The sequence below is a fragment of the Rhizobium beringeri genome, from assembly GCF_004306515.1.
Lineage (GTDB): Bacteria > Pseudomonadota > Alphaproteobacteria > Rhizobiales > Rhizobiaceae > Rhizobium > Rhizobium beringeri.
This window is the reverse complement of sequence record NZ_SILG01000001.1, coordinates 2,693,274-2,717,644: the sequence shown is the minus strand read 5'-3', so window position 1 is coordinate 2,717,644 and position 24,371 is coordinate 2,693,274. Positions and strand designations below refer to the sequence as shown.

Genomic DNA, 24,371 nt, shown 5'->3' with positions numbered 1-24,371 from the left:
GCTTTCCAGGCGGCCTTATCCCGCCTCAGGCGGTCAGGGCCGCTTTATGTTCGACGAAGAAGTCCTTCAGCGACTGCGGCTGTTTGCCGGTCAGCTTGGTGAAGTCTTCGGTGACGATGTCGAACTTGCCGGCGCGGGTGTTGGCGTCGGCAGAAACCAGCATGTCGGCGACGAAACCGGGAAGGCCGGCGCCGCGCATACCTTGGCCGAGCTGCTCATCATTGACGTCGACGACCTCGAGCGGCTTGCCGGCGACATCGGAGACGATGGCGGCGATCTGCCGGTTGTTCAGCGATTGCGCGCCGGTCAGCGTATAGGTGGCGCTCTCGGATGTGCCGGAGGCAAGTGCTGCGGCGATCGCCAGGGCGCAGTCGTCACGCGAGATGGTCGAGATCTTGCCTTCACCCGTGGCGCTATACCACTTGCCGCCCTGCAGGTTGTGCGGCATGCCGTGCAGGTAATTGTCGTGATACCAGGCGTCGCGGATGATCGTATGGGCGATTCCGCTTGCCTTGATGGCGTTTTCGCTGCCGAGATGATCGGGCGCGAAGGTGACGAGCGAATCGTCCGGCGCCGGCATCGAGGTATAGGCGATGTGCTTGACGCCAGCTTTCACGGCCGCCGCGACGGCGCCCTTGTGCTGGGCGAGGCGCTTGCCGGGAGTATCCAGTGCGTCGGTGCTGATGATCAGCAGGCGAGCGACGCCGGCGAAAGCCTGCTCCAGGCCTGCCGCGTCATCGAAATCGGCCTTGCGGGTGACGACGCCCTTCTTTTCGAGTTCGGAGAGCTTTTCTGGGCTGCGCGTCGCCGCGACGATGTTGCCGGGGGCAACCTTGTAGGTCTCGATGAGGTGATGGATGACACGCTGGCCGAGCTGCCCCGCAGCGCCGGTGACCAGGATGATTTCGCTCATACGTCGTTTCCTTCTGTGTTGTGCAGGTAGTCTCGAAAAGAGAGTAACACTAGAATAGGAATTGACTAGGCTGTGTAAAGGAGGCAGTTTTTCAGCTCTACGTTACCAAAAGGGAACCAGCAGATGAGTGGTGCGGTCGTCAGTCTGAAGAACAGGGTGCCGGGGGCGCGGCGCGAGATCGATCTCGCCGGCCTCGATTTCGGCAATTGCCCGGTCAGGGACATGATGCAGCAGATCGGCGGCAAATGGTCGACGTTGCTGCTCGAAGTGCTGGCGGATCGGCCTTATCGCTTCGGCGAGCTGCGGCGGATGATCCCCGATATTTCGCAGCGCATGCTGACGCAGACGCTGCGCGACCTGCAGAGGGATGGTTATATCGACCGCGAGGTATTCCCGACCAAGCCGCCGAGCGTCGAATATTCGATGACCGAACTTGGACGTTCGCTCTACAAGCCGCTGTCGCAGCTGCTGAACTGGGCGGAAGCGAACCATGATGCCGTTCGCGCCGCCCGTTCGCATTTTGATTCCGCCGACAAATAGGCCGCTTTCCTCTACTCGCCGCGCCCTTCCGTCAGGAACAGCAGGAAGGCCAGCGCCGGGAAGCAGAAGCCGATCCAGGCCGTCATGGTCCAGCCGCCGGTCGCATAGGCCCAGCCGCCGAGCGCCGAGCCGAGCGCGCCGCCCGCAAAGAAGGTTGCCATGAAGAGGCCGTTGAGCCGGCTGCGGTGTTCCGGGTTTAACGCATAGATGGCGCGCTGGCCGCAGACGAGATTGGTCGTCACGCCGAAATCGAGAAGGATCGCCGCTGCCGTCAAGAGCAGCAAAGCGCCAAGCGAGCCATCGTTGGCGAAATGGCCGATCAGGAAGGCGGCCATGCCGAGCAGCATGGCAAGCGTCGAGGCGATCTTCGTCATGCCGCGGTCAGCAAGCCGGCCGGCGATGGGCGAGGCGACGGCGCCGGCAGCACCGGCAAGCGCGAAGAGGGCGATGCCGTTCTGCGTCAGGCCGAAGGTCGGGCTTGCGAGCAGCAGCGGCGTCGTCGTCCAGAACAGGCTGAAGGCGCCGAACATGCCGGCCTGATAGAGCGCCCGGCGCTGCAGCACGCGCGAGGTCAGCGCCAGATGGCCCATGGAGGCGAGCAGCTCGCCATAGCGCAGCTTCGTCTTCGGTACGCGAACCGGCAGGTTGATGCGCAAGACGACGGCGAGCACGAGCATGAGCGCTGCTGTGACGTAATAGACCACGTGCCAGGAGGAGGCCTCGGCGACGAAGCTTGCGAAGGGGCGGGCGAGCATGATGCCGCAGAGCAGGCCGCTCATGACGTTGCCGACGACCTGGCCGCGCGTTGCATCCGGCGCCATGTTGGCAGCGAAGGGAACCAGGACTTGAACTGCGACCGATGAAAGACCGATAGAGAGCGAGGCGACGAGGAAGGTCGTGGGCGTCGACGACAACGCCGCGCCGATGAGCGCGACTGCGGAGACGGCGATCAGCGTCAACACCAGACGGCGGTTTTCGGTGAGGTCGCCGAGCGGCACGATCAGCAGCAGGCCGAGGCCGTAGCCGATCTGCGTCAGCGTGACGATCAGACCGGTGGCGGCAGGCGTGAAGCCGAGATCGGCACTGATCGGGCCGGCCAGCGGCTGGCCGTAATAGAGATTGGCGGCCACCAGCCCGCAGGCGGCGGCGAAAAGGAAGGTTAGCCAGGGGGATAGCGCCCTGGGAATGGCCTCATCCGGCGTGGTGGCTGAAACGCTCATCAGAAACTCCGGTATTCAAAGATTGAAAGGATTGAATGCAAAAATGCTGGCTGCGGCCACCCGATCCTTGACCGAATGCCGGTATTTCTCTCGTCCACGGTGTGGTTCAGGTCACGAGCTTCATCGCGGCCTCGGTCGCGGACATCATCTCTTCCCTGCTGCGTCCTGTTTTGCCGATGACGCGCAGGCCTTTGGTAAAGCAGAGGAAGGCGAGGGCAGCGGCATCCGGGTCTACTGTCTTCGGAATGGTGCCGTCTGCCTGGCCGGTGCGGATGAGATCGGCCATCAGCTTTTCGTCCGCGGCAAAGGCAGTCACAACGTGGGCAGCGGCTTCCTCGTCAAGCAGGGCGAAGTCGTTGGCGCCACCAACGACGAGACAGCCTTTGCGGCCGGCTTCGCCATAGGAGAGCTCGGTATAATACATCACCATCTGGAAGACCTTTTCGCGACCGGTCTTAGCAGACGCGATCATCGCTTCCAGCCGCCGTCGGCCGAGTTTTCGATAGTGGGTGAAAGCAGCGAGAAAGATGCCGCGCTTATCCTTGAATGCCTTGTAGATGCTCCCCGAAGCAAGGCCCATTGCTTCGGTCAATTCGCTGATGGAGGCGGCATGGTAGCCGCGTTCGGAAAAGACGCGCAGCGCTGCATCGAGTGCTGCATCCATATCGAACTCGCGCGGACGGCCACGGCTGCGGGTCTTTGCTTCTGGTGTGAGAGTGGCAACGGTCATGGCGCCTAATTAGGGAATGATCGTTTCCAAATCAAGTGAAATTTCTCCTGCGCAGCAAATTCAGAGATCGAGCACCCAGTTCTGGCCGTTTGCCTCGGGACCGAACATGCGATGTCTCTCCTCGGAGACAAGCCGGAAGCCCGCCTTGACGTAGATGGCTCTGGCGGTCTCCAGCATGTCGTTGGTCCAGAGCGAGAGTTCGCGGTAGCCCTTCTGCCGGGAAAAGCGGATGCATTCATCGACCAGCGATTTGCCGAGCCCGAGACCGCGCGCTGATTTGTCGACATAGAGCAGGCGGAGCTTGGCGATGCCGTCGCCGCCATTGGTGACGAGGACCGAACCGACATTGATGCCGCCGCGTGCGGCGATCCAGCAATATTCTTTGGCCGGATCGAAATTGGCGAGGAATTTTCCGGCGACCTCGGCGACCAGCGCCTCGAAGCGCAGATCCCAGCCATATTCTTCTGCGTAGAAGCGGCCCTGGCTCTGAACGATCCAGCCGATATCGCCGGCGCGGTGGGCGCGGATGATGGCCGGCGCGGGCTTCGCCGCCGGGTCGAGCAGCGCGCGGATCGTGTGCATGGCGGAGACGGCGGCCTCCGGCTCGCCAGTCGCCAAGCGATCGAAACGGGCAGCGATCTGCGCATTGGAGCGTCGGCCGAGTTCCTCGAACGTCTCTCGTCCCTGATCGGTGACAATGATGACCTGGCTGCGAAGATCTGCCGGATCGGGGCTGGTTTCGATCAGCCCTTCGGCGCGAAAACGCTTTAGGATGCGGCTGAGATAGGCCGGGTCGAGCTGCAGGTCGCGGACAAGCGCTACAGCGCTGATGCCCTCATGCGAGCCGATCTCGAAGAGGATGCGGGCATCGGTCAGCGTGAAGGGCGTGTCGAGATAGGCCTTGTTCAAGAGGCCGAGGAAGTTCGTATAGAAGCGGTTGAAATCGCGGGCGGTTTCGATGAGCGATAGGTTAGACATGATGATCTCCAAATGGAGATCTTGTCAGACCGCTGATTAAGTCGGCCAACTACTCTCTCGTCATGCTCGGGCTTGTCCCGAGCATCTGCAGCGGGTGCAGCAGATCCTCGGCACGAGGCCGAGGATGACGCCGAGTCAAGAACGAGGTTTGTCAACAAGCTGACCAGAATCTCCAGATGGAGATCTTGTCCTGCATTTAATGGACTGAGTCAACTAACTCGGTGATGTCAGGCCGCTTCCTCTTCCGCGGTCTCGTCTGCACCGAGCGCGAAATCGACCGCCGCCCGCGCATGGATCGCTGTGGTGTCGAAGCCCGGCAGCGGCAAATGGTCGGGATCGAGGATCAGACAAATTTCGGTACAGCCGAGGATGATGCTGTCGGCGCCGTTGTCGATGGCGCGTGCAATCACCGCCATGAGCTTGTCGCGAGAGCTGTCGAGCACCTTGCCGGCGCAGAGTTCGTTGAAGATGATATCGTGCACGGTCGTGCGGTCGCTAGCATCTGGCACCATGATATCAACACCGAGGCTCTTCATGCGGTCGCTGTAGAAGCCGTGCTCCATCGTGTAGCGAGTGGCGAGCAGCAGCGGGCGCTTCCGGCCGGCCGCATGCAACGATTTCGCCGTCTCGTCGATGATGTGGATCAGTGGCACAGAGATCTTCTCTGCGACCTTGTCGGCAATCAGATGCATGGTGTTGGTGCAGATGAGGATGCAGCCGGCGCCGGCGATCTGCAGGCGCAGAGCCACGTCGGCGAGGCGACGGGCGGCCATATCCCAGTCGCCGGCCTTCTGAAGCGCGACGATCTCCTCGAAATTGACAGAATGCAGGATGAGTTCGGCCGAGGCGAGGCCACCCTTGCGGTCACGCACCATCTCGTTGACGACACGGTAATAGACCGCCGAACTTTCGAAACTCATGCCGCCGATAAGGCCGATCGTTTCCATTTCTTCATGCTCTCCATGCTTCTGAACTTTCGAAAATGATGCCGCAATCCCGGCGCGGCGTGTTTGCGTTGTTTGTCTCTTGTGTGAGATATGTGGTATGATTTTGCGTCGTTTGGCAAAACCATGCAAAAAAGAGGCGAAAGGCTTACGTTTGACACATGCTGGATGATCGCGACAGGCGTATTCTCGATATATTGCAAAAGGATGCGGGCATATCCGTGACCGATCTTGCCGAGCGCGTGGCGCTTTCGGTGTCGGCCTGTTCGCGGCGCATCCAGCGGCTGGAAGAGAGCGGCCATATCGCCCGGCGCATCGTCGTGCTCGACCGAGACAAGATGGGCGTGCCGACCACGGTCTTCGCGCTGGTCAAGACGGCGCATCATTCCGACGAATGGACGGAGACCTTCCGCCGGATCATCAGCGACATTCCCGAGATCGTCGAAGCGCACCGGCTGACCGGCAATCACGACTATATCCTGAAGATCGTGCTGCCGCGCGTCGAGCACTACGATGTGATCTACAAGCAGATCGTGCGGAAGATCGAGCTCTTCGACGTCTCGGCCTCGATCTCGATGGAGCTTCTGAAGGGCGGCACGGCAATCCCCGTCGGATATGCCGATTGAGCCAGTTCCACCGACCGGGATGCAGGGGAGGTATGCCGAAACGACAGTTGCAACCTTCGCGGCGAAGGCCACATTGGCTTTGAGCGAAATGGCGCAAAGGGGTAGGTCATGAGCGATCATCATGTCGTCGTTGTCGGCGGCGGTTTCGGCGGGCTGCAGCTCGTCAACGGGTTGAAGGGTGCCGGCGCCAGGATCACGCTGGTCGACCGGCGCAATCACCATCTCTTCCAGCCGCTGCTCTATCAGGTGGCGACCACCATTCTCTCCACCTCCGAGATCGCCTGGCCGATCCGCCGCCTCTATGCCGACCGGCCTGACGTGACGGTGCTGCTCGGCGAGGTCACGGGCGTCGACAGTGGCGCGAAGACTGTTTCCTTACGCAACGGCATGACTCTTGGTTATGATACGCTGGTGTTGGCGACCGGAGCGACGCATGCCTATTTCGGCCATGACGAATGGGAGCCGGTGGCGCCCGGCCTGAAGACGCTGGAGGATGCGACGACGATCCGCCGGCGCGTGCTGCTTGCCTTCGAGAAGGCGGAGATGGAGAGCGATCCCGCCGTGCGCGATGCGCTTTTGACCTTCACCATCGTCGGGGCCGGGCCGACCGGTGTCGAGCTGGCCGGCATCATTGCCGAGCTTGCGCATTTCACGCTGCCCAAGGAATTCCGCAACATCGATACGCGCAAGACCCGCGTCGTGCTGGTCGAGGCTGGCCCGCGGGTGCTGCCGACCTTCGCCGAAGAGCTTTCGGCCTATGCGCAGAAGGCGCTGGAGAAACTCGGGGTCGAGATCCATCTCGGCAAGCCGGTGACCGAATGCAACGCCGACGGCGTGAAGATCGGCGAGACCTTCGTTGCCAGCCGGACGATCGTCTGGGCAGCCGGCGTCACCGCCTCGCCGGCGGCGCGGTGGCTTGGTGTTGCCGCCGACCGGGCAGGGCGCGTCGTGGTCGAGAAGGATCTGAGCGCGCCTGGCCTGCCCGACGTCTTCGTCGTCGGCGATACCGCCTCCGTCATGCGCGAGGACGGCAAGCCAGTGCCGGGCATTGCGCCTGCCGCCAAGCAGCAGGGCGGTTACGTCGCCAAGGTGATCCGCGCCCGCATGTCAGGCAAACCGGCGCCGGCGCCTTTCCGCTACTGGCATCAGGGCAGCCTGGCGACGATCGGCAAGAGTGCTGCGATCATTGATTTCGGCCGGATCAAGCTGAAGGGCTGGATCGCCTGGTGGATCTGGGGTCTTGCCCATATCTACTTCCTGATCGGCACCCGCTCGCGCTTCTCCGTCGCCTGGAGCTGGTTGTGGATCTATCTGAGCGGCCAGCACAGCGCCCGGCTGATCACCCAGAGGGAAACGATGCGGGAGGAGGAGTAGCTCTTCTCCCGTCCTCCGGAGGCTGAGCCTCGAAGTAGCGATATGGCCAAGCTTGACATATCTTCGGATAGGCTTTTAGGGTTTGGCTCGCGCCTTCCGAAAACCACCGGAGGTTACGCATCCGACCGTAGCTATTAGCGGGTAGAGGTTCCAATGCGCCGATTCACTTCTCACGAAAATCACATTCGAAATTCTGAGAAGTTGGTGGTTCATGCGCACTTTGAATCTGGGCATCCTCGCCCATGTGGATGCAGGCAAGACTAGCCTTACCGAAAGACTGCTTTTTGACGCCGGCGTCATCGACAAGCTTGGCAGCGTCGATACCGGTAATACACAGACGGACACTCTCGAGCTCGAACGGCAACGCGGCATCACGATCAGAGCCGCGGTGGTGTCGTTCACGATCGGCGACAGGATCGTCAATCTCATCGACACACCCGGTCACCCAGATTTCATCGCCGAGGTCGAGCGGGTGCTCGGATTGCTGGATGCCGCGGTCGTCGTCGTTTCGGCGGTCGAAGGCGTGCAGGCCCAGACGCGGGTGCTGGTGCGAGCGCTGCGGCGGCTTGGCGTTCCCTTCATCTTCTTCGTCAACAAGGTCGATCGTCTCGGCGCCCGATATCAGGAGGTTGTTGAGGCCCTTGCCGCGCTACTGGCGGTCCGCCCCATCGCCATGTCTTCCGTCGTCGATGCCGGCAGCAGGCTTGCCAAGGTGGAGCCGTTGGCTCCGGGAGACGAGCCGCTCCTTTCGGCGCTCTGCGAGACGCTGGGGGAAAACGACGAGGCACTGCTCGATGACTATGTAGTCGCTCCTGATTGGCTGACAGAGGAAAGGCTCGGGCGCTGCCTGGCCGATCAAGTGGCGAGGGGCCTGGTGCATCCCGTTTTCGCGGGAGCCGCGATGACCGGCGTCGGCATCCCCGCCCTGGCATCGGCCATTGCGACGATCTTGCCCGAGCGGCGCCCCAATCCGAATGGTTCGGTCGCGGGCAAGATCTTCAAGATCGAACGCGGCTGGGGCGGGGAAAAGCTCTCCTACGTCTACCTGTCCTCGGGCACGGTGCGGCTCCGGCAATATCTGGACCTGCCCAGAGGCCCGGAACGGGTGACCGCGATCCATGTGTTCGAGGCCGGTCGGGTTCATGGCGCCGAGAGCCTCCGCGCCGGGCAGATTGCGCGCGTCAGCGGCCTTGCCGGCGCCCGCATCGGGGATGCGGTGGGCGGAGATCCCGCCAGCCGGCGGGGCCACTTCGCGCCGCCTACGCTCGAAACCCGGGTTCTTGCCCGGCGGCCTTCCGACAAGGCGGCGCTCTGGCTGGCGCTGAACCAGATGGCCGAACAGGATCCATTGATCAATCTGCGAAGGAACGAGGAGGCGGACGAAGTCTTCGTGTCGCTCTACGGCGAGGTGCAGAAGGAGGTTATCCAATCGACCCTGCTGATGGATTTCGGCCTTGAGGCAAGGTTCGAGGAAAGCACTGTCATCCTGGTCGAGAGGCCAGTCGAGACGGGGGCCGGCCTGCAGATCCTCTTCAAGGAGCCCAATCCCTTCCTGGCAACAGTCGGCCTGCGCATCGAGCCGCGCCCTCCCGGGGCGGGCAACAGCTTTGCGCTCGAAGTGGATGTCGGCCAGATGCCTGTAGCCTTCTATCGAGCGGTCGAGGAGACCGTGTTCGAAACGCTGAAGCAGGGGATTTTCGGCTGGCAGGTCATCGATTGCCACGTGGCGATGACGGCAGCCCGGCACAGCTCGCCCACAAGCACCGCCGCCGATTTCCGGCAGTTGACGCCATGGGTGCTGGCAACGGCGCTATCGGCCGCACAGACCGTCCTCTGCGAGCCGATCGACCGCTTCCATATCGAAGCTCCCGTCGAGAACTTGAGCGGGATGCTGACCTTGCTCGCGAAATCTGTCGCGTCGACGACAGAATCCGCGATCACCGACGGCGTGGCCCGGCTGGAAGGCACGATGGTGTCTGCGATGATCCAGAGCATTCAGCAGCAATTGCCGGGCCTGACGAGTGGGGTGGGGACCATGGAAAGCTGCTTCGACCATTACGCCCCGATGGCCGGCCCGCCGCGCTCGCGCCGGCGATCAGGCCCTGATCCGTTCAACGGCGTCGAATACCTGCTGCGCCTGCATCGACATGCCGGAGGCATGTCGTGAAATCCTGAGTGTCGCATGTGATCGTGGGTGGCAGACGGTGCGGGCGCGCCCAACGGCGGGGATTTTGACAGCACCGCCACAGTTGAAATCGCCCCGACATTGAAAAAGGCGGCCCAAGGAGCCGCCTTTTATTTCTCAGGCTGCCAGCGAGGCGATGTCGATGACGAAGCGGTAGCGGACGTCGCTTTTCAGGACGCGTTCATAAGCTTCGTTGACCTGCTGGATGTTGATCTTCTCGATCTCGGAGACAATGTTGTGCTTGCCGCAGAAGTCGAGCATTTCCTGGGTTTCCTTGATCGAGCCGATCATCGAGCCCGAAATGCTCTTGCGGCCGGGGATAATCGAGAACGCATGCACCGGGATTGGGTTTTCCGGCGCGCCGACCACCACGAAGGAACCATCCACTTTCAGGAGGCCGAGATAGGCATTCCAGTCGATCTCGGCGCTGACGGTGCAGATGATCAGATCGAAAGTGCCGGCGAGTTTCGTGAAGGTTTCCGGGTCGTTGGTGGCGTAATATTCCTTGGCGCCGAGCTTCTGCCCATCTTCCTTCTTGGAAAGGCTCTGGGAGAGAACGGTGATATCGGCGCCCATGGCGGCGCCGAGCTTGACGCCCATATGGCCGAGGCCGCCCATGCCAACGATCGCGACCTTCTTGCCGGGGCCGGCATTCCAGTGGCGCAGCGGCGAGTAGAGCGTGATGCCGGCGCAGAGCAGCGGCGCCGAGGCATCGAGCGGCAGATTGTCCGGAATGGACATGACATAGCCTTCCCTGACGACGATCGAGTCGGAATAGCCGCCCTGGGTCCGTGTCTTGCGGTCGGCTTCGAAGTCATTGTAGGTGCCGGCGAGCCCCGGCATATACTGTTCCCGATCGAGGTCGCGCTCGGCGCAGCCGATGCAGGAATCGACGAAGCAGCCGACGCCGACGCGATCGCCGACCTTGAATTTCGTCACATCAGAACCGACGGCCGAGACGATGCCGGCGATCTCATGGCCCGGCACGATCGGATAGACGGCGTTCTTCCATTCGTTGCGGACAGTGTGGATGTCCGAATGGCAGATGCCGGCAAACTTGATGTCGATCACCACGTCATCGGGGTTCGGATCGCGGCGTTCGAAGGTGAAAGGGGTCAGCGGCTTGGAAGCGTCGGTCGCGGCGTAGCCTCTTGCAATAGGCATGGGAACCATCCTTTTCGATTGTGGGTGGGGGTTGAAAGAGATGGTGGACTATTGCCCGGAACGGCGGCAGAGGGTTAGAGCGATCCTCTCAGCTTTTTGCACGATCCTGCAAAAGTGAGGCGCCAGCCTGTTTGCGAAATGGCGAAGGCACTCTAGATAAGAGCGGTATCGCCGGCGTCAGACAGTTGACAGAAAGAGTTGCCGCATGACCTTGCCCTTCAGCCCCTATCAGGAAATTGTCGATATCGCGATGCGCTTCGCGACCGGTGACGGCGAGTTCGCGACTGATATCGGCAATCTTCACATCAGCCGTCGGTCCAAGCCCAGCGATCCGCTGCACAGCAGCTACCGGCCCTGTTTTGCCTTTGTCCTGCAGGGGGCCAAGAGCCTGCGCCTCGGCGCGGAACTTATCAGCTACGGGACTGGCGACTATCTGCTGACCTCGCTCGATCTGCCGGTCGCCTGGCGCGTCACGGAGGCGAGCCCTGAGGTTCCGCATCTCTGCCTGGGGCTGGCAATCGATTCCGAAAAGTTGCTGGAGTTGCTCAGCCGCATCGATATTCCGCGCCCGGCCGCCGATACCGACGGGCAGCGCGGGATGGCGGTGAATGTCGCTCCGCCGGAGCTCCTGGATGCTGCCATCCGCCTGCTGCGCTTGCTCGATCGTCCAGGCGACATTCCTGCCATGGCGCCGTTGATCGAACAGGAAATCCTCTACCGAGTGCTGACCGGGCCGGATGGCGCGCGGCTGATCAACATCGCCACCGCAGACAGCCACAGCAACAGGGTTGCGCGCGCCGTCGCATGGCTGAAGGAGAATTTCGCGCGGCCACTGCGCATCGAAGACCTTGCCGATCGCGTCAGCATGAGCGTGTCGTCTTTCCATCATCACTTCAAGTCGGTCACGGCGATGACGCCGGTGCAGTATCAGAAGCAGCTTCGCCTGCATGAGGCGCGCCGTCTGATGCTCGTGGAGCGCCTCGATGCGGGCACGGCCGGCCACCGCGTCGGTTATCAAAGCCCGTCGCAGTTCAGCCGCGAATACAGCCGCCTCTACGGCGCCTCGCCGGCCCGCGATGTCGATGGCGCCCGCGACGTCATGGCGGCGGAATAGAGCAGCGCACGTCTGGAAGCCATGTATTGTCGAGTTTGTCGTGTGATCGGTCGAATTAAAGCGACGGCCCGCTGGCTGAGAGAGGTGGCGCTGCGACAGGTATCCCATCGTTAAAGGATGTTTGACCTTTCGTCGCTAGTCTGGCGCCACCATCAAGCAGGCACCGACGTCAGCATGACGCAACTACCATTTCTTTCCATCGTCGCGCCTTGTCATAACGAGGAAGAGGGCCTGCGCGAGTTCTGCCGCCGCGCCGCCGCCGCCGCTCATAGCGTTGCCGGCGACGCCTTCGAGCTCATTCTCGTCGACGACGGCTCGTCCGACCGCACCTGGGAGGTCATTTCCAATCTGGCGGCTGACGTGCCGCAGGTGCTCGGTATTCGTCTTCTACGCAATCACGGCCACCAGCTGGCATCGACGGCGGGTCTTTCCGCGTCGCGGGGCGAGCGCGTGCTTTTGATCGATGCCGATCTTCAGGATCCGCCTGAGCTGCTTTTGATGATGATGCCGATCATGGAGCGCGGCGCCGACGTCGTTTACGGCCAGCGCACGCGCCGCCAGGGCGAAACCTGGTTCAAACTCGCCTCCGCTTCGCTTTTCTATCGCGCTTTGTCCAAGCTCGCTTCCGTGACCATCCCCCGTGATACCGGTGATTTTCGGCTGATGCGCCGGCGCGTCGTCGATATCCTGCTGGCGATGCCGGAGCGCGATCGCTTTATCCGTGGCATGGTCAGCTGGATCGGCGGCAGGCAGGTGGCGCTTCCCTACGAGCGCGACGCCCGTTTTGCCGGCACGACGAAATATCCGCTGCGCAAGATGATCAATTTCGCGCTGGATGCGATCACCAGCTTTTCAACGACGCCACTGCGCATCAGCACATGGCTTGGCATGATGAGCGCCGGCGTCGCGATCGCCTTGCTTGTCTACACCTTCGTTCGTTGGCTCGAAGGCGAAACGGTCACCGGCTGGTCGTCGATCATGGCCGCGGTCAGCGCCTTCAGCGCCATCCAGTTGATCTGCATCGGCATCATCGGGGAGTATCTCGGCCGTCTGGTACAGGAGAGCAAGAAGCGGCCGATGTTCATGGTCGAGACGATCGTGCGCGGCAGTGAACGCGCAGAACTGTCGATCGCTTTCTCGGAGATGAGCGCCAGCGACAGGCGCACGGCGCTGGATGCGGCCTTTGCATCCAAACAGCCGCCGCGCTCGCAAAAGAACAGCCGGATCGGATAATGGACCGAATTGCCGCGCCTGCTGTGGCCGCAGCCGGGCCTGAGGAATCGATCGCCAGGCAGGATTCCACCGTTGCGATCGTCGCATTCGTCGGACTTGCCGCGGCTTTGGTCCTCCTGTTTCCCTTTCCACCGGTTCTCGATTACGCCAATCACTATGCCCGTATCTGGCTCCTTTCGGGCGGGATCGGCGAACAGCCCTTTCCTGAGATCTATGCAGTTGACTGGAGCCGCACCTTCACCAATGTCGGGATCGACCTTCTGGCGACCTGGGTAGGTCCGCTCGTCGGCGCCGACAGGCTGGCGCGGGCTTTGCTTTTTCTTGCGATCGTGCTGCCGCCGCTCGGCGCGATCGGCCTGCACCGTGCGCTGTTCGGCGGCCGACACTACTGGCAGATCGCCATTCTGTCGCTCGGCTGGTGCGCCACCATGATCGGCGGTTTCATCAACTTTCAGATTGGCCTCGGCATGGCCTTGTTCTTCGCTTGCGCCGATCTTCGGCTGCAGCGTCGAAGTCCCGCCGTGGTTTTTGCCTGGCGGCTTGTCGCCGCGCTGCTGCTGACGGTGATGCACATCTTCTCGCTCGGCTTCTATATGGCGATCGTCTGCGGCCTCGAATTTTCTTGGCGTTTCGATATACTGCGGTCGAAGGCGGGGTTGGTAAGGCTCGCCGGCCGGTTGGCACTGGCGACGGGCGCCTGCGTCCTGCCGCCGGTCGCCTTCTATCTCCGTACACCGGCTTTACCCAACGCAGACGGCAACGGCCTCACCCTTATCTGGAATGACGGCGTCGCTCTTATCGCCATCAATCTGCTCTCAGCGATCACGACTTACATCCCGCTGGTGGATGTAGTGCTGGTTCTGCCGCTGATCCTTATCTGCACGCGCGCCGTACGCGCGGGCGACATCCGCGTGCATGCGGGGCTTGCTGTCGCTGCTTGCGGCTTGCTGTTCCTGTCCTGCGTCTCGCCTCGTCACATGCTCGGTACTGGGTGGATCAGCTGGCGCTTTCCGATCATGGCAGCGCTCGTCGGCATGGCGATGGTATGTCCTTTCGCCAATCTGACGCGCCGGCAGGCGCTGTTGTTGGCGCTTGTCGTCAACCTCGCGGTCTTCGGCCGCACCGGCTGGATCGGCTGGAACTGGTGGTTGGCGCAGAAGGATGTTGCCGCCATCGAGACCGCGCTCAAAAAAGTGCCGCCTGGTGCAGCCGTACTGCCTCTGGGCCATGAACCTGAGACGATGGACGACCTTGCCCACTCCAGCCGGCATTTTTTTGTCTGGGGCGAGGATACTTTCCGCCACTTGCCGACGCTTGCTGTGCCCTTCTCGCATGCCTTCGTGCCGACAACCTTCACCGCAAAAGGCAAGCAGCCGCTCTCCGTTCTGCCGCCATGGTCGGAAATCGCAGTTCCTGAGGGCAATCTAGTGTCGATTGGCGTGCTTTCATGCCCGGCAATGATGGACGAATATAAGGGTTTTACGCCCTATCTGTCGGATTGGCGCAGGCGTTTCGATTTCGTCCTCGTCGCCAATGCCGATATCCCCGACCGCTATGTCGGCACCTTGATGCCGGCGGGCCTGACGCTGGTCGAAGATGCGGGTTTCGCAAAGCTTTACGCGATCGACAAGAGGATGCCAGCGGAGCCTCTCTTGATCTCTGCTGGTTGCGCTAGGGCGTCATAGGCTGCGACTCTTCGCGGATCAACTGCCCCCGGACGACGGGGCGATGATTGCGGCCGCCATCCGGTATTCGGGCGATGACTTGGTCAACCGGGGAATTTCAGCGCCTTGTCGGCACGGCATTTGGCGAGCTTTAGCTGGCGGAAGGAGAGGATGCGGGTGATGCGGTCCTTGCCGTCGGTTTCCACACTCATGCAGGCGCAGGCATAGCCGTAATTGCCGTTGGTTCTGACATAATCATGTTCGGAGATGTCGGAGATCAGCTCCATGCCTTCCACCTCGCCGGCATCGTCGCCCTGGGTCATGATCGTCCAGGTGTTCTCCGCGTCCTCCAGCCACCAGTTGGCGGGCGTCGGATTCTCGATCCAGCCGCAGCGGGTCTCGGCGGCCCGCGCATTGGCTGCGACGACAAGAGCTGCGGTCATGACCGCGGCGGCTATCCGGTATCTCATTGCCTTTTCCCCTCGACAGATATCAGTTGTTGATCGCGATGATCGCCCAATGGCTCGCTTCGCAGGCGGTGTCGTCGCAGACCGCGCCCATCCAGACGGCGCCGCCGGCCAGCATGACGCCGTCGCTGTTGACGAAGAGATCCTCGTATTGCTGGCGTCCGATGGCGCGGCGCGTCTCGGGCGTCACGAGATCGTCGAAATTGTCGATGAAATCCTCAGCGTTCTCGACGTGGTAGGTCTCGCCGTTGGCCTTGACCGTCAGCGGGTATTCGGCAAGGCCGGCGATGGTCTCGGCGTCGCCTGAGCGCATCGCCCGAACAAGTTGGCGCAGCGGCCGGTCGAAGCTTGCGGCATCGCCGTGTAGTTCCTCGATGCGGTTATAGACGTCGCTGTCGGACTGCGCGAGAGCGCTTGAGCCGCCAAGGAGAATTGCTCCGAGCAGGAGAAGAGCTGCAGACAGGCGTGACATCGAAGCCTCCGGGCAAATGCTATAGCGCGACTTTATGCGATCGCCGAGGATTCGCGCCTATCCAATTCTGGTGTTTCATCGCGGTTTCCCGTATTAAAAAAATCTATCTGGACTTCTTGACGACCTGATCGGTTTATCGCATAAACCTCACGAACCGTACCGTACGGTACGTATATGGGAGCCATGATCGTGTCCGTCGATACCGCAGAGCCGAGCGAATTTTCGCCGCGCCAGAACGCCGTTCTGGAGCAGGCGCTGCGGCTGCTTGTCGATGGCGGTGAGAAGGCGCTGACGACTTCGGGCGTCGCGCGTGCCGCCAATTGCTCGAAGGAAAGCCTCTACAAGTGGTTCGGCGATCGCGACGGTCTGCTGTCGGCGATGATTGCCTATCAGGCCAGCAAGGTGCGCACCTTCGAGCGCAATGGCGAGCGGCTGACGGCAGCGAGCCTGCACGACCATGTCGTCATTTTTGCGCGTGACCTGCTGGAAGTGCTCGCCGGCGACGTCTCGCTGGCGCTGAACCGGCTGGCGATCGGCCAGTCGAACCGCGACGGCTCGAAGCTCGGCAAGCTGCTGCTCGAGCGCGGCCGTCGCCAGATCGACCGGCGCGCCATGGCGCTGATCGATGCCGGGAAGAGGGCAGGGCTCCTGCGTTTTTCCGATGCCGACGAGGCTTATCACACGCTTTACGGCCTGATCGTCTCCGACCTGCATGTGCGCATGCTGCTCGGCGAGCCAGGCCTCAAGGATACCGCGCGCCAGGCGGAGAGGGCGGTCACCGCCTTCCTCAGGCTCTATGGCACGGACAAGGTTCTGGCGGAGATGCCGGTTCTCGGCTGATTCCGCTTTAATGACAGTCAACAAGACAAGCAAAGGGAAGGAACTTCAAATGCGCGTCTATTACGATCGTGATGCCGATCTCAACCTCATCAAGGCCAAGAAGGTCGCCGTCATCGGCTACGGTTCGCAGGGCCGTGCCCATGCACTGAACCTCAAGGACAGCGGCGCCCAGAACGTCGTCATCGCGCTCAAGGCCGGTTCGCCGACCGTCAAGAAGGCCGAAGCCGACGGCTTCAAGGTCATGACGGTTTCCGAAGCCGCTGGCTGGGCCGACCTGATGATGATGGCAACGCCAGACGAACTGCAGGCCGACATCTACAAGTCGGAAATCGCTGCGAATATCCGCGATGGCGCTGCGATCGCCTTTGCCCACGGCCTCAACGTGCATTTCGGCCTGATCGAGCCGAAGGCGACGGTCGACGTCGTCATGATCGCGCCGAAGGGCCCGGGCCACACGGTTCGCGGCGAATACCAGAAGGGTGGCGGCGTTCCCTGCCTCGTTGCCGTTCACCAGAACGCTTCCGGCAATGCGCTTGAACTCGCTCTCTCCTACGCCTGCGGCGTTGGCGGCGGTCGTTCGGGCATTATCGAAACCAACTTCCGCGAAGAATGCGAAACCGACCTTTTCGGCGAGCAGGTCGTTCTCTGCGGCGGTCTCGTCGAGCTCATCCGCGCTGGTTTCGAAACGTTGGTCGAGGCCGGCTATGCGCCTGAGATGGCCTATTTCGAGTGCCTGCACGAAGTGAAGCTGATCGTCGACCTGATCTATGAAGGCGGCATCGCCAACATGAACTACTCGATCTCGAATACGGCCGAGTGGGGCGAATATGTCTCCGGTCCGCGTATCATCACCGCCGAGACCAAGGCCGAGATGAAGCGCGTCCTCAAGGACATCCAGACCGGCAAGTTCACTTCCGATTGGATGCAGGAATACCGCGCTGGCGGTTCGCGCTTCAAGGGCATCCGCCGCCTGAACGACAGCCATCAGATCGAGGAAGTCGGCGCCAAGCTGCGCGGCATGATGCCCTGGATTGGCAAGAACAAGCTGGTCGACAAGTCGGTCAACTAAGCGGTTTCAAGATTCTACGGTTGGAGGCCGGGGCGAAAAGCTCCGGCCTTTACCGTTCTGCGCTCACGGTCAGCCAGTGGGTCGGCTTGCCGTCATAGCCGCCGCCGTCGCTTTCGCTGATGGCGATATTCCGCCAGCCGACTTTCGTCAATAGCTTCGACAGCCATTCGGCGGAGGGATAGTTGTAATAACGCCCGAAGCCGTCATGGCCTTCCGCATCGCCTGCCTTGAAGGTCGCATGAATGATGCCGCCTGTCCTCAAGGCGCGCCGGATGCGGGCGAAGACATCGGGCAGCTCTGGCCTCGAGACGTGGAGAAGGCTTGCCTGCGCCCAGACGCCGTCGAAGGCGCTGTCGGCGTCGAGCTCTTGGAAGAGCATGACCCTGACCGGCCTGCCGATCAGCATTTCTGCCTGTCTTGCAAGCTCGGCAGAGCCATCCGTCGGCGTCACGTCGAAACCCTTCGACAGCATGTAGGCGCTGTCCTGCCCGCCGCCGCAGCCGAGTTCGAGGATTGCCGCACCCGGCGCAAGTCCGGCGAGGAAGGCATCGAGCCGCTGCTTTGGCAGGCTGCGCGCCCGGTTGGCATATGTCTCGGCATTTTCCTCATAGAAGGCGGAGGTGCGGTCAAGAGGCATGCTGTTCGGCCGATCGCGGGCGTCGGTTGGATTGAAGATGTCTTTCGGGAAGCCGGTCCGCGTCGACGATGTCAATGACGACAATGCCTTCCGATGTCACCCGGTAGAAGGCGACGTGGCGCATGTGGAGGAGGCGGCGAAGGCCAGCGCCGAGTTCGTCGCACTCTTCTCCCATGGAGGGAGCGTGGGAAAGAAGCACGAAAATCCTGTCCCAGTCGAGAAGATAGGCGTCTGCCTGCGCCTCGCCGAAGTTGATGCAAGCATATTCGTCGATGCCTGATAGCACGGCGTCCGCGGCTCGGGTCAGCCTATAGGTTGTTGTCACGCAGCTTCGCCTTCGTTTCCGACAGGATGTCCGGAATGCGTCGATCGCTTGGGCCGCTTTCCTCAGCCTGCCTCAGGATGTTGCGCAGTTCTTCGTCGTCAAGCTTGTGATGGAGCTGATCCTTCAGAATGAGCTCCGCCAGGAATGCGCCGGCACTGCTGTATCTGCCGCTTGCGACACGATTCTCGACGTATTCCGCCAGATTATCCGGAAGCGAGATCGTCATTTTCGCCATTGGATTCGGTGCCGCCTGCACATGCCGGTTTTCAGCCATTCCAGATGCCAGATTATCATTTCCCAGTTTGTGATAGAAGCGTTGTGCTCTGCCGTCGAGGGCTTGGGTCACATGCGGATAAGTCTTTTTATCGATATGGATGACGCGTTCGAGATCCTTGAAATGGGCGTCGCAGGTCAGGATATCGGCATCATGGCGTTCCGCGGTCGCATAAATGATCGCATCGGCGGTGGCGAGTTTATGAGTTGCCGATATTTCGGCAGCACGGCGGGCAAGCGTCGTGTCGAGCAAAACAACCATATATGTCGCAGTATAAGCGATGAAGCTGTCGACGGCTTCCTCGTCTTTTTCGCGTGCCAGCCATTTGGAAAGCTCAAGCGGAATATACCGCCAGCCCGACGGCTTTGCGGGCGAGGCGGAGAGCGGCGCCCACCATGTCGGTGTTGACGCCGCCGTTCGCGTGGAACGTCCGGAATTCAGGTCGGGATGAGGCGCGTCCAGCCGTGCTCATCGTTCGTTACGCCCTTCTGCAGACTGACGAGCTGCTGGCGCAGTTCGCTGGTCAACTTGCCGGTCTGTCCGTCTCCGACCAGAAACTCGCCGCCGCCATGTCGAACCAGGCCGATGCCCGCCAGGACTGCGGCCGTGCCGCAAGCGAACGCTTCGACGAGCCTGCCACTGGCGGCGTCGTCTTGCCATTCGGCGAATGAGTAGGGACGCTGCTCGACGCGCAAGCCCCTTTCTTCGGCGAGCACGATCACGGAGGCTCGGGTGATGCCTGGCAGGATCGTGCCGCCAAGGGGCGGGGTCACCACTGATCCATCGTTCATCACGAAGAAGACGTTCATGCCGCCGAGTTCTTCGACCCAGCGATGCTCTGCGGCGTCCAGGAAGACGACCTGATCGCAACCCTTCTTCGACGCCTCGGCTTGCGCCACGAGGCTGGCTGCGTAGTTTCCGCCGCATTTTGCAGCGCCAGTGCCGCCGCTGGCTGCACGGGTGTATTCGGTCTCGACCCAAAGGGAGACGGCCTTCGCGCCGCCCTTGAAGTAGGCGCCGACCGGAGAGGCGATGATGCAGAAGACATATTCCAGAGCCGGACGAACGCCGAGAAACGCCTCATTAGCGAACATGAAGGGGCGAAGGTACAGGCTGGCGTCGCCGGACGGAATCCAGGCCTTGTCAACGCGGACCAGTTCTTCGACCGCCTTCAGGAAGAGTTCTTCGGGCACAGGAGGCATCGCCATGCGGGTCGCCGACTGCGCGAAGCGGCGTGCGTTCTCTTCAGGCCGAAAGAGCAGAATCCGGCCATCGTCTGCCTTGTAGGCTTTCATGCCCTCGAAGATTTCCTGAGCGTAGTGCAGCACGGCGCTCGCAGGATCGAGCTCCAGGGGCCGCCTCGGCGTAACCTTCGCATCGTGCCAGCCCTTGTCGGCGGTCCATCGTGCCAGGACCATATGATCCGTGAAGACCTTGCCGAAGCCGGGCGTCTCCAGTGCCTGGATGCGATCGGCGTCCGAGACGGGAGACTTGTGGAGTTCGATTTTGATTTCAGGAGAGGCCGACGTCACGGTCATTGCTGGCACCTTGATAGTAAATTGAATAGTGGCGGCGACACTACTGCCGCCGAGCTGGTCTTGGAAAGGTCTGAATCAGCCGGTTTCGGCTTTGACCAGAGGAATAATCGCTCGATGCAGCTGACGTCGAGCAGCAAATTCGGGATCGAGCGCCTTCGATATTGGATGGGCCTCTACATCAAGTGAAATCCCGACATCAGCGGTCCTCAAAAGGATTCGGTTGGTTCGGGAAATTTCATCCTTATCGGGAAAGACGTTCGCTAATCTCGCACCAAGGCTTTGGAATATAAGATCTCCAACTTGTCACCATGACAAGAAAATAGGTCAGTATTATTGACATAATTTCCGCCGCATGGTTTGTCGGCGATATAGAAAATACGAGGAAACCCCATGCTGAACTGGGACACCATGTTTGCGTCGCGCTCGTCGCGCATGCGCGCATCCGAGATCCGCGAGCTCTTGAAGCTTCTCGACCGGCCCGACATCATCTCCTTTGCTGGCGGCATTCCGGATCCGGCGCTCTTTCCGGATCGGGAATTCAAGCAGGCCTATGCCGATGTTTTCGACGGCGCCGCCGTCAACTCGGCGCTGCAATATTCGGTCAGCGAAGGCTACAAGCCGCTGCGCGAATGGCTGGTCGGGCAGATGGCCGCTCTCGGCATTCCTTGCGAACTCGACAATGTCTTCATCGTCTCCGGTTCGCAGCAGGGCCTCGATTATCTCGGCAAGCTCTTCCTGTCACCAAACGACACCGCGCTCGTGACATGGCCGACCTATCTGGGCGCTCTGCAGGCCTTCAACGCCTATGAACCGGCCTACGACCAACTGACGCCGAACGGCAACCGGACGCCCGAGTCCTACCGCGCGGCCGCTTCCGCTGCCGGCGGCAAAGTGAAGTTCGCCTATCTCTCCGCCGACTTCTCCAATCCGACCGGCGAGACCGTCGATCTTGACGGCCGCAAGAAGGTCCTGGCGCTGGCGGAAGATCTCGACATCGCCGTCATCGAGGATGCGGCCTACCAGTCGCTGCGTTACGACGGCGATCCGATCCCGCCGATCCTGGCGCTCGAAATCGCCGAGAAGGGCCACATCAACGATACGCGCACGATCTATTGCGGCAGCTTCTCGAAGACGCTGGCGCCCGGCCTTCGCGTCGGCTTCATCGTCGCCAATGCGCCCGTCATACGCAAGCTGGTGCTGATGAAGCAGGCGGCCGACCTGCATTCTTCGACGATCAACCAGATGGCGATATCAGATGTCGCCGAGCGCGGCTTCGATGCGCAGGTCGCCAAGATCAAAACCGCCTACAGCCAACGCCGCGACTGCATGCTGGCCGCACTCGAAAAATACATGCCTGAAGGCATCAGCTGGACGAAGCCGGAAGGCGGCATGTTCATCTGGATCACGCTGCCGGAGGGCATGGACGGCGCCAAACTGCTGGCGAAATCACTCGAAACCGCCAAGGTCGCCTTTGTGCCCGGCAAGGCTTTCTTCGCCGATGGTTCCGGCGCCAACACCTTCCGCGTCAGCTTCTCCTGCGCCAACGAGCAGATGATCGAGGACGGCATCGGCCGCTTGGGCGCGCTGATCTCGGCCGAAATCGGCGGCTGATCCAGGCTGGCGAGGGGTGGCGCCGATCAGAAGATCGTCGTCCAGCCTTCGTTCGCCGTCTCGCTCTTGCCATAGCCGACCCGGTCGGCCACGGCGCCGTCGGCATTGCGCAGGATGATGTCGCCGCCCCTGTTGGCAAGCTGCGGGCCGCCGGCTGCGGCATCGAGCGCTATGGTGCGCAGCTCGCCCGCGCTCAGCGATCCCGACAGCGTCTGGGTCCTGCCGTTTTCGTCCTCCAGCTTCCAGCCTTCGAGCGATGCCTGCATGTCGGAGCGGTTGATGACCGTCACCGTTTCGGCCTCGGTGCCGCCTTCGCCGTTCACCGGGTTGATCAGCGCGGCGACGATGCGCAGCGACGAGGCTACGATCGGCTGCGGCCGGCGTGTGCCTTCGCCGCGGCCCTGGCCGCCGCGACTGTCGGAAACCGGATGGCCGGTCGCCGCATCGGTGTTCCAATTCTGCGACTGGAAGCAGAGAAAGATCGCCGCCCATTCGTCGGTATCGTTGAAATGGACGAGCAGGGCGCCGTCCTGGTTCGGCCCGTTGGTGGCCTTGAAGCTGCCGCCGTCGCCCTGGTTCATATGGATGTCGTGAATGCCGTTGCCCGGCTCGAAACGAAAATATTGGTCGGGCTTGTTGTTCTCAGGCCCCCAGGCCTCGCCGAAGGCGTAGAAATGCACGTCGGAATCGACAATGCCTTCCTGGACGATCGGCTCGATGAAGTCACGCAGGTCGTTCTTCGGCCCGGAGAGCTGGAAGGGCGCGACATTCATGTCCTCGCGCTCGATCAACCCGCCGCGGACATAATCGATTGCGAGCTCCGGACGGTCCTTGCGGATGTCGGTCAGGCCCATCGGCAGAGCTTCGAGCGCCTCCGTCAGCGCCGGATGCTTGAAATCGACGACATTGGCGTAGAGCAGGTCGTGCGGCGATTCCTTGGAGCGGACGTTGAGCGCGATGCGGTAGCTGACGCCGTTCGCCTCGATGCGGATTTCGATATGGGGATCGTTGTCGTCGTCGAGGGCAAGGGCGCTCGCCGTACCCTTCAGGACCTTGTAATTCTTCAGCATGGAGAACCTCGCGGCGGTGGCGGGGTTTGACGATAACACGGCGAAAGTGCATCTTTTATGACGCCTGTCTTTCGCCGTGCAATGCTTGATCCATTATCGCCTATTGCTGGAGATGCGGACCGAAAAGCTCGAGATCGGCTTCACCAAGCCTGTCGCTAACCGTGTTCAACTGGTGCCAATAGGGATAGATCACCGGCGGCAGGCTGACCGCGTCGAGGCGCTTGCGCTCCTCGGCCGTGAGTTTCAGCTCGGCGGCGGCGATGTTGTCGCGGAACTGGGCTTCGGTGCGGCCGCCGATGATGACCGAGGTCACCGCCTTGCGGCCGATCAGCCAGGCGAGCGCCACCTGTGCCGCCGAGACGCCGCGCTCTTCGCCGATCGCGACCAATGTCTCGACGATGTTCCAAAGGCGGTTCTCATCGCGGATCGGCGGCTCGGTCCAGCCGGCGAACTGGCGTGTGCCTTCGGGGGCTGCCTGGTTGCGACGATGCTTGCCGGACAGCAGGCCACCGGCCAGCGGGCTCCAGACCAGCACGCCGAGGCCCTGGTCGATCGAGATCGGCAGCAACTCGTATTCGGCGTCGCGGGCTTCCAGCGTATAGTGGATCTGCTGGCTGACGAAGCGCTGGTACCTATGCTCGTTGGCGATGCCGAGCGCCTTCATGATGTGCCAGCCGGAATAGTTCGAGCAGCCGACGTAACGCACCTTGCCCTGCCTGATCAGGCTGTCGAGTGCTTCCATCGTCTCTTCCAGCGGCGTCTGGCCGTCCCATTCATGCACCTGGTAAAGGTCGATGACATCGGTCTTCAGGCGCTTGAGGCTCGCCTCGCATTCGCGGATGAGGTGGTAGCGCGACAGGCCCTGGTCGTTCGGGCCGTCGCCCATGCGAAAGCGGGCCTTGGTGGCGAGCAGCACACCCTGCGGCCGCTTGCCGGAGAGTACATCGCCGATGATGTTTTCGCATTCGCCGTCGGAATAGGCATTGGCGGTGTCGATCAGGTTGATGCCGGCATCGATGCACATATCGATCATCTTGCGGGCCTCGGAAACGCCGAGATCGCCGACTGTCTTTGCCCAGCCGACGCCACCGAAGGTCATCGTGCCCATGGTCAAAGTCGAAATCTTCAGGCCTGAACGGCCGAGCAGACGATATTCCATTGAAATTCCTCCTTCATCGAAACGTGAGTGACGTAGCGCAAAGCCAGGCGATGGCAAATCGCCGGGTGTTCACGCCTGTGTGAGATCGCTTGCGCGCGAGGATACCAGATGATCGGCTCTTTCACAGGGTTGACGACAACGCCGGCGAGATTGGGGGAAAGGGCGATCGGCCCGATTGTCGGCAAAGGCGGTGGACATCAGGGAAGGTTGTGAAACCGGGGCCT

The 24,371-nt window shown here is 61.7% G+C and carries 24 protein-coding genes and 1 pseudogene; 10 read left to right on the top strand and 15 right to left on the bottom strand.

Annotated features, from left to right (window positions below):
- Positions 1 to 25 precede the first annotated feature (25 nt).
- Entirely contained in the window at positions 26 to 913 is an 888-nt protein-coding gene (locus tag ELH03_RS13790) for an SDR family oxidoreductase (RefSeq protein WP_128401602.1), read from the bottom strand.
- Between the two features lie 123 nt (positions 914 to 1,036).
- Between ELH03_RS13790 and ELH03_RS13785 the strand changes: the two genes are divergently transcribed.
- Complete coding sequence (locus ELH03_RS13785) at positions 1,037 to 1,453, top strand: winged helix-turn-helix transcriptional regulator (RefSeq protein ID WP_128401601.1); 417 nt, start codon at positions 1,037 to 1,039, stop codon at positions 1,451 to 1,453.
- 11 nt (positions 1,454 to 1,464) lie between these two features.
- Here the strand turns inward: ELH03_RS13785 and ELH03_RS13780 are convergent, their stop codons facing one another.
- The 4 genes from ELH03_RS13780 to ELH03_RS13765 form a co-directional block, all read right to left on the bottom strand.
- A complete protein-coding gene (locus tag ELH03_RS13780) occupies positions 1,465 to 2,673 on the bottom strand; it encodes an MFS transporter (RefSeq protein ID WP_128401600.1) in 1,209 nt (402 codons plus the stop codon).
- A gap of 106 nt (positions 2,674 to 2,779) precedes the next feature.
- Positions 2,780 to 3,403, bottom strand: a complete 624-nt coding sequence (locus tag ELH03_RS13775; RefSeq protein ID WP_128401599.1) for a TetR/AcrR family transcriptional regulator — start codon at positions 3,401 to 3,403, stop codon at positions 2,780 to 2,782.
- A 60-nt stretch (positions 3,404 to 3,463) separates the two neighbouring features.
- Entirely contained in the window at positions 3,464 to 4,381 is a 918-nt protein-coding gene (locus ELH03_RS13770; protein WP_128401598.1) for a bifunctional helix-turn-helix transcriptional regulator/GNAT family N-acetyltransferase, read from the bottom strand.
- A 227-nt stretch (positions 4,382 to 4,608) separates the two neighbouring features.
- Positions 4,609 to 5,328, bottom strand: a complete 720-nt coding sequence (locus ELH03_RS13765) for an aspartate/glutamate racemase family protein (RefSeq protein WP_128401597.1) — start codon at positions 5,326 to 5,328, stop codon at positions 4,609 to 4,611.
- Positions 5,329 to 5,486: 158 nt separating this feature from the next.
- Here ELH03_RS13765 and ELH03_RS13760 point away from each other — a divergent pair, with 158 nt between their 5' ends.
- From ELH03_RS13760 to ELH03_RS13750, 3 genes are all read left to right on the top strand, one after another.
- Positions 5,487 to 5,951 (top strand): Lrp/AsnC family transcriptional regulator, encoded by a 465-nt coding sequence (locus tag ELH03_RS13760; RefSeq protein WP_128410981.1) that lies wholly within the window; start codon positions 5,487 to 5,489, stop codon positions 5,949 to 5,951.
- A gap of 108 nt (positions 5,952 to 6,059) precedes the next feature.
- Positions 6,060 to 7,325: an NAD(P)/FAD-dependent oxidoreductase gene (locus ELH03_RS13755; protein WP_128401595.1), complete on the top strand. Its 1,266-nt coding sequence runs from the start codon at positions 6,060 to 6,062 to the stop codon at positions 7,323 to 7,325.
- Between the two features lie 211 nt (positions 7,326 to 7,536).
- Positions 7,537 to 9,492 (top strand): elongation factor G, encoded by a 1,956-nt coding sequence (locus tag ELH03_RS13750; protein ID WP_128401594.1) that lies wholly within the window; start codon positions 7,537 to 7,539, stop codon positions 9,490 to 9,492.
- Between the two features lie 135 nt (positions 9,493 to 9,627).
- On the opposite strand, the gene ELH03_RS13745 is transcribed toward ELH03_RS13750, so the two are convergent.
- Entirely contained in the window at positions 9,628 to 10,674 is a 1,047-nt protein-coding gene (locus ELH03_RS13745; protein ID WP_128401593.1) for an NAD(P)-dependent alcohol dehydrogenase, read from the bottom strand.
- A 205-nt stretch (positions 10,675 to 10,879) separates the two neighbouring features.
- Here ELH03_RS13745 and ELH03_RS13740 point away from each other — a divergent pair, with 205 nt between their 5' ends.
- The 3 genes from ELH03_RS13740 to ELH03_RS13730 all read left to right on the top strand — a co-directional run bounded on the left by ELH03_RS13740 (position 10,880) and on the right by ELH03_RS13730 (position 14,706).
- Complete coding sequence (locus ELH03_RS13740) at positions 10,880 to 11,788, top strand: AraC family transcriptional regulator (RefSeq protein WP_128401592.1); 909 nt, start codon at positions 10,880 to 10,882, stop codon at positions 11,786 to 11,788.
- A gap of 174 nt (positions 11,789 to 11,962) precedes the next feature.
- Positions 11,963 to 13,021: a glycosyltransferase family 2 protein gene (locus tag ELH03_RS13735; RefSeq protein WP_128401591.1), complete on the top strand. Its 1,059-nt coding sequence runs from the start codon at positions 11,963 to 11,965 to the stop codon at positions 13,019 to 13,021.
- Complete coding sequence (locus ELH03_RS13730; RefSeq protein ID WP_128401590.1) at positions 13,021 to 14,706, top strand: hypothetical protein; 1,686 nt, start codon at positions 13,021 to 13,023, stop codon at positions 14,704 to 14,706. The genes ELH03_RS13735 and ELH03_RS13730 overlap by 1 nt, the downstream gene beginning before the upstream one ends.
- A gap of 83 nt (positions 14,707 to 14,789) precedes the next feature.
- Here ELH03_RS13730 and ELH03_RS13725 read toward each other — a convergent pair whose 3' ends face one another.
- Positions 14,790 to 15,155 (bottom strand): DUF4087 domain-containing protein, encoded by a 366-nt coding sequence (locus ELH03_RS13725; protein WP_128401589.1) that lies wholly within the window; start codon positions 15,153 to 15,155, stop codon positions 14,790 to 14,792.
- A gap of 22 nt (positions 15,156 to 15,177) precedes the next feature.
- Positions 15,178 to 15,624: a hypothetical protein gene (locus ELH03_RS13720; RefSeq protein ID WP_128401588.1), complete on the bottom strand. Its 447-nt coding sequence runs from the start codon at positions 15,622 to 15,624 to the stop codon at positions 15,178 to 15,180.
- A gap of 174 nt (positions 15,625 to 15,798) precedes the next feature.
- On the opposite strand from ELH03_RS13720, the gene ELH03_RS13715 reads away from it, so the two are divergent.
- Positions 15,799 to 16,464: a TetR/AcrR family transcriptional regulator gene (locus ELH03_RS13715; RefSeq protein WP_197727754.1), complete on the top strand. Its 666-nt coding sequence runs from the start codon at positions 15,799 to 15,801 to the stop codon at positions 16,462 to 16,464.
- Positions 16,465 to 16,513: 49 nt separating this feature from the next.
- The gene (gene ilvC / locus ELH03_RS13710; RefSeq protein ID WP_128401587.1) at positions 16,514 to 17,533 is read left to right on the top strand and encodes a ketol-acid reductoisomerase; all 1,020 of its coding nucleotides are present in this window, start codon (positions 16,514 to 16,516) and stop codon (positions 17,531 to 17,533) included.
- A gap of 49 nt (positions 17,534 to 17,582) precedes the next feature.
- Here ilvC and ELH03_RS13705 read toward each other — a convergent pair whose 3' ends face one another.
- From ELH03_RS13705 to ELH03_RS13685, 5 genes and pseudogenes are all read right to left on the bottom strand, one after another.
- Positions 17,583 to 18,170, bottom strand: coding sequence for a class I SAM-dependent methyltransferase (locus ELH03_RS13705; RefSeq protein WP_128410978.1), 588 nt, complete (start codon positions 18,168 to 18,170; stop codon positions 17,583 to 17,585).
- Positions 18,160 to 18,495: a type II toxin-antitoxin system RelE/ParE family toxin gene (locus ELH03_RS13700; protein ID WP_128401585.1), complete on the bottom strand. Its 336-nt coding sequence runs from the start codon at positions 18,493 to 18,495 to the stop codon at positions 18,160 to 18,162. Before ELH03_RS13700 ends, ELH03_RS13705 begins: the two co-directional genes overlap by 11 nt.
- Positions 18,479 to 18,730 carry a ribbon-helix-helix domain-containing protein gene (locus ELH03_RS13695; protein WP_003560816.1) on the bottom strand — a complete coding sequence of 84 codons (252 nt, stop codon included), beginning with the start codon at positions 18,728 to 18,730 and terminating at the stop codon, positions 18,479 to 18,481. Before ELH03_RS13695 ends, ELH03_RS13700 begins: the two co-directional genes overlap by 17 nt.
- Before the next feature lie 123 nt (positions 18,731 to 18,853).
- Positions 18,854 to 19,114: pseudogene (locus tag ELH03_RS37945) on the bottom strand (type II toxin-antitoxin system VapC family toxin); the annotation flags it as partial.
- A gap of 92 nt (positions 19,115 to 19,206) precedes the next feature.
- Entirely contained in the window at positions 19,207 to 20,307 is a 1,101-nt protein-coding gene (locus tag ELH03_RS13685; RefSeq protein WP_128410977.1) for a branched-chain amino acid aminotransferase, read from the bottom strand.
- A gap of 390 nt (positions 20,308 to 20,697) precedes the next feature.
- Here ELH03_RS13685 and ELH03_RS13680 point away from each other — a divergent pair, with 390 nt between their 5' ends.
- Entirely contained in the window at positions 20,698 to 21,918 is a 1,221-nt protein-coding gene (locus ELH03_RS13680) for an aminotransferase-like domain-containing protein (RefSeq protein WP_130766423.1), read from the top strand.
- A 26-nt stretch (positions 21,919 to 21,944) separates the two neighbouring features.
- Here the strand turns inward: ELH03_RS13680 and ELH03_RS13675 are convergent, their stop codons facing one another.
- Both ELH03_RS13675 and ELH03_RS13670 read right to left on the bottom strand, forming a co-directional pair.
- The gene (locus ELH03_RS13675; RefSeq protein ID WP_128401583.1) at positions 21,945 to 22,988 is read right to left on the bottom strand and encodes a DUF2278 family protein; all 1,044 of its coding nucleotides are present in this window, start codon (positions 22,986 to 22,988) and stop codon (positions 21,945 to 21,947) included.
- Positions 22,989 to 23,088: 100 nt separating this feature from the next.
- Positions 23,089 to 24,147, bottom strand: a complete 1,059-nt coding sequence (locus ELH03_RS13670; protein WP_128401582.1) for an aldo/keto reductase — start codon at positions 24,145 to 24,147, stop codon at positions 23,089 to 23,091.
- Between the last annotated feature and the right edge of the window lie 224 nt (positions 24,148 to 24,371).